The organism is Methylobacterium sp. B1 (assembly GCF_000333255.1).
GTDB lineage: Bacteria > Pseudomonadota > Alphaproteobacteria > Rhizobiales > Beijerinckiaceae > Methylobacterium > Methylobacterium fujisawaense.
In genome coordinates this window covers 1-11,682 of the sequence record NZ_BACT01000469.1, presented here as the reverse complement: position 1 = coordinate 11,682, position 11,682 = coordinate 1, and the positions used below count along the sequence as shown (strand labels likewise).

Here is an 11,682-nt window from a genome sequence, read left to right as displayed (position 1 = left end):
CGCGCGCGGCGTCGATTGCGCGCTTCAGACGCGGTATCCGGATAGGCCGCTCATCGTCGCCCTGACCGGCACGGATCTCTATCACTACCTGGCGGCCGACCCCGAGCCGACCCTGCGCTCGCTCGATCTGGCGGACTGCCTGATCGGCCTGCACGATGGTGTGCCCGCCGCCCTTCCGGCGCGTCACCGCGGCAAAGTCGCGGTGGTCTACCAGTCTGCGACGGCGCGGGCGCATCGCTGGCCGATCTCGGACGATGCTTTCGAGATTCTCGTCGTCGCGCATCTGCGCTCCGTCAAGGATCCGCTCTGCGCGGCCCGTGCGGCCCGACGCCTGCCAGCTCAATCCCGGATCCGGATCGTGCACCTCGGCGGCGCGCGGGATCAGATCTGGGCCGATCGGGCTCGGGAAGAGATGGCGCACAACCCGCGTTACCGGTGGCTCGGGGACCAGCCCGGCTCCCTGGTCCGGCGCTGGCTGACGCGGGCCCGGGTCATGGTCCTCAGCTCTCAGCAGGAGGGTGGCGCGAACGTGGTGTCGGAAGCGGTCGTCGCCGGCTTGCCGATCCTCGCCACCGACATCCCCGGGACGCGGGGCCTCTTGGGCCCGGAGCATCCGGGCTATTTCCCGGTCGGGGACGATGCGGCCCTGGCTGCGCTGCTCCGTCGGGCCGAAGAAGAGCCTCGTTTTCTGGAACACCTACACGCGTTCGGTGCGGAGCGGGCAACGCTCTTCACGCCGGCCAGGGAGCGCGAAGCGCTTCATCGAATTGTCTCGCGTCTCTGAGCGACGCGCCCGACGTGATTGCGATTGGACCAAGGCTGCAATTCGGCGCAAGTTTGCGTGCGCCTCGTCGCCGTCGAACCTCTGTTCAGGCGCCAATGACCGCTTCCGAGATCTCCGTCAGGGGCATTGCATGTCGGGTGTGGGCGCAAAGCCGAATGTCGGCTTTCGGGCAGCGAGCTGATAACGGCTCACCTCATCTGGACCTCTATCTGTGCGGCGCGGACGACGGCGTGGCTTATGGAAGGGTACTGAAGCCGGAAGCGTGGAAGAAGTTGCGCAAAGCCGGCGAGGGCGGCCCGTAGCTAACGATCACGACGTCGAGGTCTCGCTCCTTCACCAGCCGAACCGCCCGCAGCAGCGCACCGTCGATCCAGTTATCGGCGTTGCCGAAGGCGCCCCCGCCCAGCCGCGTCAGCAGCACCCGGTTCGAGCCTCCCCGCGCCGCATTCAGGACACCAGCCAGCAGCGTCGCTTCGTAGGCCGCCTCCAGCACCAGCCGCGCGAACGGCGCCCAGGCTGCAGCCGGGTGCTTGCCGTAAGCGATCGGCAGGGCGGAGCAGAAGATTTGTGAGACCTGCGGACCGGGTGCCGGACCATCCGTAACCTCGATGTCGACGTGCAGCCCGACCCGCAGGAGGCCACGTAGGGCATCCAGGGTGGCCGCATCCGCACCCTGCAGATGCTGGTGGATCTCGCTCAATCCGTCGCGCGTGCACAGGGCGTAGCCGTTGCGCATCGACCAGAGATTAAAGACGTGCGTCCCGAGGCGCGTCGCCAGCGCACGGCCGAGGTCGGCGAGCCCGTCGAGCTGCCGGTCGGCGCTTTGGCCGATCACACCGTCCACCGGCACGAGGTAGTTGCGGTAGATCGTGGCCGCGCCCGCCGCCATCGCGCAGGCCGGCCCCTGCGTGAGGTCGTGCGCGTAGCGACTGACGCCGTCCTCGGGTTCAACATCGGGCCCGACCATCTCCAGCAGATTGAACTGGGAAGCCACTTGGAAAAGCGCTCCGCGGTTCTCGATGGCGCGGTGCAGGGCGCGGACATCGCCCTGCACGATCGAGAGCCGCGATGGACCGGACGGTCGCGCAACCGACGCCTTGAACCGTAGCTCGGCCAGCGAGGGGAGGCTCAGCATCCCGACACCGTAGCTGTACCCCGCTCCACGGCGGTGCAGGCGGCCGTCGACCACGGACAGCGCTGCCTGCGTCTGGGCGTAGGATCCTTCCGGGAAGCCGGTGATCCGCTCGAACCAATCCATGCTGAAGCTCCTGAGATCGGCCCTGAGCCAACCGGGTCGGAGCCCTCCGGCATCAAGATCTCGCCACGAATGAGAGGATACGTCCCGAGACCGCGTCAGAACACGAACTTCCAGTCAATGCGCCGGTCCGACCGGACGGGGAGTAGCGATCACGGGACACGCGGCGCCGCCTAGAGCGGAGCTCGTCCGATCGGAAGCTGTGCTGGGCGGCTAGGGGTTGATGGGGCAAGGAGGAGCCCATGCCGACAACCTTATCCGTCGATCTTCGCCAGCGCGTGGCATCCGCTGTCTCAGCCGGGGCGACCTGCCGGCAGGCCGCCGAGCGCTTCGGGGTGAGCCGGGCCAGCGCCAGCCGCTGGTCGCAGCAGAAGCGGCGCGTGGGCCACGTCGCGCCCAAGCCGCTGGGCGGCGACCAGCGCTCCCGCCACATCGAGGCTCATGCCGACCTCATCCGGCAGACCTATGAGGCTCGCCCGCAGATCCTCCTGCGCGAGCTGCGCGAGGCTCAGCAGGCGCACGGGGTCGCGGTCACCACCAGCTCTCTGTCGCGCTTCTTCGCCCGGCACCGGATCACGCGCAAAAAAGGGCGCTGCACGCAGCTGAGCAGGAGCGAGACGACGTAAGAGCGGCGCGTGAGGCGTGGTTTGAGGCCCAGCCCGAGCTCGATCCGGAGCGCCTCGTGTTCCTGGACGAGACGGCAGCGACCACCAGCATGGTCCGCCGCTACGGCTGGGCACCACGCGGCGCACGCTGCCGGATTGCGGCGCCGGCCGGGCATTGGAAAACCACCACGGTCATCGCCGGGCTGAGGACGAGCGGGCCCGAGGCGGTTGCGCTGCTGGACGGGCCTGTGACGGGCGAGCGCTTCCGCGCCTACGTGGCAGAGACACTGGTCCCGACCTTAAGGCCGGGCGACACGCTCGTCCTGGACAACCTCGGCGCTCACAAGGTGGCGGGCGTGCGCGAGGCGATCGAGGCAGCCGGGGCCCGGCTCCTGTACCTCCCACCGTACTCGCCTGAGTTCAACCCGATTGAACTGGCCTTCGCGAAGCTCAAAGCGCTCCTGCGCAGCGCGGCGGCCCGCACGGTCAGCGATCTCTGGGAGACGATCCACAAAGCCTTCACGCGCTTCTCGCCCGAGGAGTGCCGCAACTACTTCACCGCGGCCGGCTACGAGGATGATGCTTATGCTTCAAGCTGATCGGGACCCGCTCTAGCGCGTGCCGTAGGCGGTCGCACCGAGGACGCGATCGGTGCTCAGATTGGCCAGAGGACGTTCAGGTGGACCTCGTCGCGCTCGGGCGTCGTCCAGGTCAGGATGGCGGTGACAGCCACATGCCCGGCGTTGGTGTAGACCTCACCCAGGCAGGTCCGCCGGCCGCCGTACTCGGCGACACCCGGGAAGGCGTCGCGCAGACTGCCGACTTTCTGCAGCACGAGGCCTTGGGTGCGCGCGGCGGGTGAGCCGCTGACGGCTTGGGCGAGCATGTGGCGCGTGGGCGGGCTGTCGCAGGCCGGCATCTGACCCGGGGTGATGGCAAGGAGCGCATCGCGAGCGTTCTGGCGTGGGACCAGGAGGAAGATGCCGATGCAGGCGATGAGGAAGGCGACGAAGGCGTAGCCCCGCCAGCCATCGGCGTGGAGACCCTTGAGCATGCCCCGCCAACTCTGATCCGCCACCATGATTACCTCGTCTGCTGCTGTCGGCTTCTCATTCGCGTGCGGACGAGGAAGTTTAGTCGAAGACGGCATTCGGCCTGGCCAGCTGCATCAGGGTCTTAATCGTCAAGCGACCACGGCTCACGGCCTTCGTCGGAATGGACGGACATCCTGAACTCAGCCGCGAAAGCGCCTGCCCTGCAATTATATCGAATATAATCTATGGTTTATTTGCTGCCAAGCTGGCGCAGTCGTGGCCATGGATGGACGTGCGCGCGTGGCGTGGCACCTGCGGCGGCTGCGGGTGGCGCGGGGCATCAGCCAGGAGGCTCTGGCCGTCGATGCGGGCGTGGACCGCACTTACGTGAGCGGGATCGAGCGCGGCAGCTTCAACCCGACGGTCGAGGTGCTGGAGCGCTTGGCGAGGGCGCTGGGTTGTGATGTGGCGGAACTCTTCGCCATTCCTCAAGCGGATGATGAGGTGCCTGCCCCCCTCCGCCCTGGTCGGAAGAAGGCCTGATTTCGCGCCGTCTCTGAGGGGCTAGGATTCGCGAGGCTAAGCCACTCCCAGCTCCGGCCGTCCCCGAAACGGTTAGATCGGCCGAAGCCTCTACTATGAATTTTGCAAGGAAGACCGGGGCGGCCTTATGGGACAGGATCGTCGACGACTTTGCCGGGCGCATCCTTCTCGTCGGTCGCCCCATGAGTCTAGACGAGTTGCTTCTCGAAATACCCCAGCGCACGAGAGACTTCGCCTCGCTGGCATTTCAGAAATTAAATACGAAGGCTCTTGGCCATAAACTCGACCAACGCATCGAGGGCGAGAAGTATGGCCTGTTTCGCACGGCCGACGGAATGTATTGCGTCATCCCTCTTTCTCCCGACTACCGGCAAGACGTAAATGCTGAGGACGCTGCGTGAGGCGCGGCGCGCTCGCTACCCTATCGGTCGGAGGTAGATGGTAGCCTGTCCCTCTACCTTTCTTGATCTGGTTTGCCTGCCTTGGCCACGCGAAGCGCTGTCGGTCAGCTTCGGCGGAAGCGACGCGCCGGTGCGCCAAGCCCATCGGCTCGGCCCTAAGCTCGGCCGTCGAGGGGGACCAGCCCTAATCGCTCCTCGGCAAACTGTTTGCTGCGTGCGCTGCAAGGCTCTAGATCCGTCGGATCCGGGGGAGAGCAGTCATGGCTGGATTGGACGACGGCTTGGAACGTGCGTTCCGAGTGCCCGAGGACGGTCGGCTTGGCATCGAGCTCTCACTTGATCAGGGCGGGGCTGCGCCCAGTTTGGGCAGCTCCGTGTACGCCCTGCACAGCCTGGCAACCGTCCGCTCCTACATCGTGTCGACAGCGGCCTTCTTACGCTGGCATGACGGAGACGGCCCCCTCGGATCGCCGCGCGCTACAGCGGTAGCCCAGGAGTATCTCAATTTCCTGAGAGCGTACTCCGAAGACGACTTTCTCATGCTGTCTCCTGAATTTATGCAGGAGAGCGTCAGGCGGCTCGATCTACTTTCCGCCGCCCTGGGAAACAATTTCCTTCACGGCTGGCGGAGCGATCTCGACTTCAGGATCGAGTTTGTCGGTGCGTTCCGCCAGAACCCAACCAAGTTCCGTTTCGTAGCCTACATGCCCCTGTTCATTGGAGGCATCGCGTTGGCCACGCTCGGAGCGGTTCAGGTCATGAAGGAGTTCGACGCCCCTGTATGCCGCGCACATTACGGGGACATCCTGAAGCATCAGACAGACGTCATCCTTCAACAGGCGAAACTCGAAGGCCGGCTGACTGCCCAGCACCGGGAAAGCCTAGAAACGGCAACGAAGGCGGCTCAAGCCGGCGCTGCGGCTTGTGGATCGGCGCTCAGCCAATTGGGTTTCAAATTGACCCCGAGCCCTGGACTGGCATTCGAGATCACTATGGGCGCGGCCGGGATTTCGCCTGCTCAGGCGCGAGACCGAGCGGGCGAGTGATCAGGTTTCTTATTGTGCCGCTAAAGCGCATCTTCGCGTTCCGCGGATGCCTGAGACCATAGCGGTCATCCATCGTAGGCAAGCCAGCGAAACCGTGAGCCTCCCGAACCGATGCATACGTAAGCGTGCAGGCGGTCAGCCTACCTGAGTTCAAGCATGATAGTTGGTGCGGGGGTGCACTCCGAGCTGAGGCTCATTCCCGTTCCATCACGTCGAACTGCGCTCCGGTCCCCGGGAACCGAAGGTAACGCTCGCGGTCGTCGTCCCAGCGCAGGTATCGAAGCGTGCCGCGCACGACCGCGCAGATGTCGCCCAAGGCCCGCTGGGCGGCGGGCCGGGTGATCCCCGAGCGCCTGAACCGCCTGTAGAGCAGCGTCCAGGCGGCCACATAATCGGCAGGCGGGCGCTCGTCCGTCGAGCCGAAAATGATCCCCGGGCGCTTGGGGACCTTCGAGAAGGCGGTGGCCAATCCTTTCGCCGCGCCGTTGCACGCGGACATCACGAGGGCCTTCGGCGCGTCATGGGGGCCCTGGAACAGGTCGACGAACTCATCCCACTCGTAACCCTCCGGCAATGTGCCGCCCCTGACGTCGTTGCACAACGCGATCCCCTCGTCGTATCCGTGCGTGGAGACGTGCAGCACGTCACACCGGGCCTTCGTGGCCCGCGCAACGGCCTTCTCGAAGTGTCGGCGGTCGAGGGCGAGGCGCAGGTTGGCCCTGATGCCGAGGGCCTTCAGGATCTGCTGCGTGATGAGCCCGTCGGCGGTGTCGCGGAAGTGATCCTCCGGGTAGCTGAGTCGATGATGTAGACCTTCCTCAATCCGTCCCCCCCGTGGTCCCACGGCCACCGGCACGGCGGCCATCCGGCCAATCACCGGGCCCGGACCAACGCCCGGCGGCGGGCGCGATTTTGACCTTGCACGGAGGCTGGGGCGGCCGCTCGCGACCTGCGCCGCTGCCAGACAGGATCACCCGCCCGGCGAAAGCCTGGCCGCCGGCACACCCGGACGTGCCCGACGACGCAAGCTTGAGGAACAAAACGGGCCCGCCCGGCATGACTCGATGGCCTGGGCACATGCTCCGGGCGGAACCGCACGGACCTTGGTGTTCGGAGGAGGCCGCGGTTGGCGAAGACGTACAGCGACAATCAGGTCACCGGCCGTCAAGGCGAGGCCCTGGTCAAGGCGCGCATCCACGCGATGGGCTTCGCCTTCAACCCTTCGGACAGCATGGAGGCCGGCATCGACGGCACCATCGAGATCCGGGACCCGGTCACGAAGGCCGCCACGGGAAGGTGCATCGCCGTCCAGGTGAAGACGACCCAGGGCGGCGCCTACACGCGCGAAACCGCCTCCAGCCTGGAGTACCTGTGCGAGCCGGAGGACGTCGCCTATTGGCGGGGCTGGTCGCTTCCGGTCATCGTCGTGCTGGTCCGGCTCGACGACGAGAGCTTCTACTGGAAGAGCGTGCGGGACGCCGGCCCGCCCGACGGGCGCCGTCTCACCATCAACAAGCAGGCGGACGCCTTCGACCGGTCGGCGGCGGATGCGCTCGCGGCTCTGGCCGTCGACACCGACAGGTTCGGTGTCTGGATGCCGCCCCTCCGCGGCGGCGAGCCGGTGCACCTCAACCTGATCCGGATCGAGCTACCCACCACCGTCTTCACCGCCGCGTCCCCGTTCCGCGGCGGCCGGGAAGCCCGGGCGGAACTGCTCCGGCATGACCCTGGCCCGCCCGACGAGTGGGTGCTGCGGAACAACACCCTGGTCACCTTCCGTGACCCGCGTGCCTCCGCGCTGAGGCACATCGTCGACGCGGACACGGTCGAGGAGGAGCCCATCGAGACCGTCGCCTTCCCCGACGACGAGGTCGACGAGCATCGCTTCATCGAGCTCCTGGGTCGGGCGCTCCGCACGCAACTCGACGGCAGCCTCTGGTACGAAAAGGACCAGGGCGCCTACTACTTCCCGTCCGCCCCGGAGGGTGTTGCCGTCACCTACTCGTACCGTAGCCTCAAGCAGGGCACGTCCGCGGACGTGGTCAGCGTCTACAAGGACAGGAAGGACGAGACGCGGATCCACTTCGTCCGCCACCACGCCTTCGTCCCGCGGTTCTGGCGGATGGGGGACAGTTGGTACCTTTCAGTCACGCCGACCTACGTCTTCACGCGCGACGGCACGAAACCGGACCGCTTCGGGGCCGACCGCCTCGCCAAAAAGAAGCAGCTGGAGAAGAACTCGGCCATCATCGGGCAGTTCGTGATGTGGCGCCACTTCCTCTGCGCGCCCGACGCCAAGCCCCGCGACGACCTCTTCGACGCCGCAGGTCCTGGCCCTGGCGCGATCCGGTTCGTTCCGGTCGAAGCCCTGAGATCCCCTCGCGCCGTACCCGAGCGGCAATGGCGGACGCGCGACCCGGAATCGAAGAGTTCGGGGCAGGAGGAGCTCACCCTATGAACTTCCCCCTCGACGTCCTCGACGAGCCCTTGCTGGAATTCGGGAACGGCGGGCGGGCCATCGACCCACGCCTCGGCCTGATGGAGCACGGTCCGCTGCAGCCCGGTACGGGGGACAAGGTCCGACTGGCGGTGATCGGCACCAAGGACACGGTCGAGGGCTTCGAGCGGTTCGTGGAACGCTGCCGCACCGGCATTCCGGCGCCGCAGGGGCGGCTCGCGAACCTGCGTCCGCCCTTCCCGGGCCTGGGCAACGCGAACCCGTTCCGGTGCTCGTTCGAGGTCGAGACCGGGGGCACCGCAGTGCTTCCGCGCCGCGACATCGAGCGCATCCTCCGGGAGAAGGACAACGACGCCGCGGTGCGTGCCGCGGTCGACCTGTTCGCGAACCACGCCCTCGCGGTCCACGAGAGCTCCGCGCGCCCGGACGTGGTGATGTTCGCCTTGCCCACCGAGCTGATCGAGCGTGTCGTCAACGACAGCGTCACGGCCGACGCCGAGGACGAGCCGTTGCCGGATCACGTGCCCGCCGGCCAGCCACTGGACTTCCGCGACCTCCTGAAAGCGCGCACGCTGCACCACCGGTGCCCGAGCCAGATCGTGTGGCCCACCACCTGGGACGACAGCCTGAAGATCAGCCGCAAGCTCAATGGCAGGCCGCGGCGCACGCAGGACCCGGCGACCAGGGCGTGGAACCTGTTCAACGCCCTCTTCTACAAGGCCGGCCGTGTCCCCTGGCGGCTGCACACCCCCGAGGGCGGCCTCAAGACCAGCTACTGCGGCATCAGCTTCTACCGCGACGAGACCGGCCAGAACCTTCTGACGAGCTCCGCCCAGATGTTCGATGAGCGCGGGCGCGGCCTCATCCTCAAGGGCGGGCGGGCCCGCACCGAGCGCAACGAACGCCACCCGTACCTAACCAGGGAAGACGCCTACGACCTGCTGCGCCGCGCGCTCGACGCCTACCGGATGCACCACCGGCACTACCCGGCCCGGCTCGTCCTCTACAAGACGTCGCGCTTCAACCCTGGCGAGGTTGCCGGGTTCGAGGCAGCTCTGGAGGAGGCCCAGGTCGATGCCCGGGACTTCGTCTGGATCCAGGAAGGGTCGCCGCTCATGCTCATGCGCGAGGGCGACTACCCGCCGCTCCGCGGAAGCGTGCTGGAGTTCGGGCGGGAGACAATGCTCTACACGCGCGGGAGCGTGCCGTTCTTCAAGACCTACCCCGGCCAGCGCGTTCCGAAGCCCCTCCTGCTGCGGCCATACCAGCAGGACTCGACCAACCACGAGCTCGCCGCCGAGACCCTGGCCCTGACCAAGATGAACTGGAACTCGACCCAGTTCGACGGCTCGACGCCGATCACGCTCAAGGCCGCCCGCCAGGTCGGGCGCATCCTCAAGCACGTCCCGCAGGGACTGGAGGTGCCCGGCGACTACCGTTACTTCATCTGATGGACTGGTCCGGGGCGGCCGAGGCGGCCGCCCGTGCGAGCTGCGCATCCCCTCGTTTTGTGGGTACGGTATTCCCACATAGGAACATAACAGGAACGAACCTGCCAAGGGTCGTGTCGGTCGAGCGCCCGGACGTCCGCTTCTGGGTTCACGCAAGAAGCCGGCCCGGCCGGCTGCCCTCGACACGGTCCCGCCATCATGATCCCGTGGCGCTTCAACGGCATGGGCTTTCGAGAAGGCTTCCGGCAGGCGTATGTGATCGGAACCCCGTAGCCATGCAGCCCAGGACCCTTATCGCGGCGGCCATCTATCTGGGCTCCTACTTGCCCCTGAGCCTGATCCTGCTCGCGCAGGACCTCGACCTGGAGGCTGTGAAGCGGGGTCTCTGCCCGGTCGGGTCGATGGTCACCCTCTCCTGCACCAGCCCGCTCAAGAACCCGTCGTGGTCCCTCGCCGCATTCGCTATCTGCCTCGTGGGCATGGCCGTCACCTTCGTCGCGCTTCGTATCGTGCGTACCCCGCAACGCGTGAAGGTGACGGAGAGCAAGCACATACCCGCGGACTTGATCAATTACGTGATCCCGTACGTCGTCTCGTTCATCAGCCTGGACTTCGAACAAGGCACAAAGCTCATCGGGTTCGCGGTCTTCCTACTCTGGATCTTCTGGATCACGTACAGGTCCGGCCAGATCGTGCTCAATCCCGTCCTCGCGGCGTTCGGCTGGAAGCTGTTCGAGGTGAAGTACGCCTATCCTGCGGGAAGCGGGATTTTCGTCGGTCGGATGCTGTCGAAGGTCGATATCGAGCCTGACCGTACCTATCTTCAGGGGCACCTGCAGGACGTTATGGTCGTTCGGGGCGAAGAGGGGGATGCCAGTCGATGACCACGCTTCCGGACCTGAAGGCTTTCGATCTGGCCGGGGCGGACGTGACGGTGTGGGTGTTCAGGACCTCGTCCGGCAAGGACGGCAAGCCGAGGTTCAACGGCCGTTGGGTCGGGATCACCGAGGAGCTGGCGGGCAGGCTCAAGGAAGCGGTCGGCGGCGCGCTGGGCGCGATCACCGAGGTCATCGAGTACGACGTGCTGGAGCAGAACAACGAGGGCAGCGCCCTCACGATCCAGACCGACGAGACCTACGTGCACCTCATCGCCGCCGAGGTGGTGAACGAGACACCTGGACGGAAGGCCCGCAACGCCAAGGACCTGGGCAACAGCAGGTTCTGCGTCATCAAGTTCGTCCATGACGACAAGGCCATGCTCGCCGTGAGCAAGACCGACACGAGCTGGTCGACGCGGAAGACGGCCGGTGTCATCCGCGCGGTCTTTTCCGACAATGAGCTGGACATCGAGGAGGCGCCCGTCTTCACGATCCGCCCGATCTTCGATTTCTTCGTGTTCGGCGAGCGCATTTTCATCAAGAGCAAGCCGAATTTCGAGTCGGTGCTGGTCTACAAGGCGGGGCACGAGCAGGCATTCACGACCCTGAAGCAGGAGGACAAGTTCCTCGCGCTCTTCTCGGATCTCGGCCCGCTCGACGAGTTCGTCGGATCCAACAAGATCCAGCTTCGCCGGGCCATCGCGATCCAGACGAAGGGTCACTACAAGGACGTGACGTTCATGGCTCGCCTCCAGGCAGAGTGCAAGAACATGAGCCTCAACATCACCTTCGACGATCAGGGGCGGATCGTGCCCACCGCCGAGAGCTGTCGCGACATCTTCCAGGCGTTGCTGAATCACCGGCTTGAATCAGCGAAGGCCGGAACCGCCAGGATCAGGATCAGCGCACGCGGCCAGATCATCACCGGCCGCCGGCCGACCCGGTCGGCGAGCCAGCCGCCGAGCAGCGGGAAGATCACGGAGGCGAGCCCGAGCGCGATCGGCACCGCCGTGGCGGCCGTCTCGCTCAAGCCGAGCGTCGCGCCGGCGAAGACCGGCATGTTGGTGCCGACCGCGTTCGACACGGTGGAGGCGGCGATGACCAGGAAGGTCAGGCCCAGCAGCCGGCCATGCTCCCGCAGCAACCGGCCGACCACCGCCAGGGTCGAGGCGGCCGCGTCCGGATCCTCCTCGGCGCCGGCCGTCTCCGGCAGATGACTGCGGATGA

Annotated in this window: 11 protein-coding genes and 2 pseudogenes; 9 read left to right on the top strand and 4 right to left on the bottom strand. The window is 66.4% G+C overall.

From position 1 onward, the window contains the following. Positions 1-784 (top strand): selenoneine biosynthesis selenosugar synthase SenB (gene senB / locus I53_RS13765; protein WP_043351612.1); only part of this gene is annotated, 784 nt, incomplete at its 5' end. Between the two features lie 235 nt (positions 785-1,019). Here the strand turns inward: senB and I53_RS13760 are convergent. Then, positions 1,020-2,042 (bottom strand): hypothetical protein, encoded by a 1,023-nt coding sequence (locus I53_RS13760; RefSeq protein WP_043351611.1) that lies wholly within the window; start codon positions 2,040-2,042, stop codon positions 1,020-1,022. A gap of 239 nt (positions 2,043-2,281) precedes the next feature. On the opposite strand from I53_RS13760, the gene I53_RS31295 reads away from it, so the two are divergent. Beyond that, positions 2,282-3,243 (top strand): IS630 family transposase gene (locus tag I53_RS31295; protein WP_085987661.1). Its coding sequence is split into 2 segments (ribosomal slippage): positions 2,282-2,621 and positions 2,621-3,243, totalling 963 coding nucleotides; the frame shifts between segments, so codons are not numbered across the junction. Between the two features lie 56 nt (positions 3,244-3,299). Here the strand turns inward: I53_RS31295 and I53_RS13745 are convergent. Beyond that, positions 3,300-3,725, bottom strand: a complete 426-nt coding sequence (locus I53_RS13745) for a hypothetical protein (RefSeq protein ID WP_148291143.1) — start codon at positions 3,723-3,725, stop codon at positions 3,300-3,302. A gap of 235 nt (positions 3,726-3,960) precedes the next feature. Between I53_RS13745 and I53_RS13740 the strand changes: the two genes are divergently transcribed. The 3 genes from I53_RS13740 (at position 3,961) to I53_RS13730 (ending at position 5,668) form a co-directional block, all read left to right on the top strand. Further along, positions 3,961-4,221 (top strand): helix-turn-helix transcriptional regulator, encoded by a 261-nt coding sequence (locus tag I53_RS13740; RefSeq protein ID WP_043351616.1) that lies wholly within the window; start codon positions 3,961-3,963, stop codon positions 4,219-4,221. Between the two features lie 95 nt (positions 4,222-4,316). Beyond that, positions 4,317-4,622 carry a hypothetical protein gene (locus tag I53_RS13735; protein ID WP_043351603.1) on the top strand — a complete coding sequence of 102 codons (306 nt, stop codon included), beginning with the start codon at positions 4,317-4,319 and terminating at the stop codon, positions 4,620-4,622. Between the two features lie 260 nt (positions 4,623-4,882). Beyond that, positions 4,883-5,668, top strand: a complete 786-nt coding sequence (locus I53_RS13730; protein WP_043351602.1) for a hypothetical protein — start codon at positions 4,883-4,885, stop codon at positions 5,666-5,668. Positions 5,669-5,861: 193 nt separating this feature from the next. On the opposite strand, the gene I53_RS13725 is transcribed toward I53_RS13730, so the two are convergent. Then, positions 5,862-6,533, bottom strand: coding sequence for a hypothetical protein (locus I53_RS13725; RefSeq protein ID WP_043351600.1), 672 nt, complete (start codon positions 6,531-6,533; stop codon positions 5,862-5,864). A gap of 261 nt (positions 6,534-6,794) precedes the next feature. On the opposite strand from I53_RS13725, the gene I53_RS13720 reads away from it, so the two are divergent. The 4 genes and pseudogenes from I53_RS13720 to I53_RS35910 form a co-directional block, all read left to right on the top strand. After that, complete coding sequence (locus tag I53_RS13720) at positions 6,795-8,126, top strand: DUF4365 domain-containing protein (RefSeq protein WP_051044811.1); 1,332 nt, start codon at positions 6,795-6,797, stop codon at positions 8,124-8,126. Continuing rightward, a complete protein-coding gene (locus tag I53_RS13715; RefSeq protein WP_043351599.1) occupies positions 8,123-9,577 on the top strand; it encodes a hypothetical protein in 1,455 nt (484 codons plus the stop codon). Before I53_RS13720 ends, I53_RS13715 begins: the two co-directional genes overlap by 4 nt. A 275-nt stretch (positions 9,578-9,852) precedes the next feature. Further along, positions 9,853-10,461: a hypothetical protein gene (locus tag I53_RS13710; protein WP_043351597.1), complete on the top strand. Its 609-nt coding sequence runs from the start codon at positions 9,853-9,855 to the stop codon at positions 10,459-10,461. Further along, a pseudogene (locus tag I53_RS35910) lies at positions 10,458-11,267 on the top strand (Kiwa anti-phage protein KwaB-like domain-containing protein); the annotation flags it as partial. The gene I53_RS13710 and the pseudogene I53_RS35910, both read left to right, overlap by 4 nt. A gap of 62 nt (positions 11,268-11,329) precedes the next feature. Here the strand turns inward: I53_RS35910 and I53_RS35905 are convergent. Continuing rightward, positions 11,330-11,682: pseudogene (locus tag I53_RS35905) on the bottom strand (MFS transporter); the annotation flags it as partial.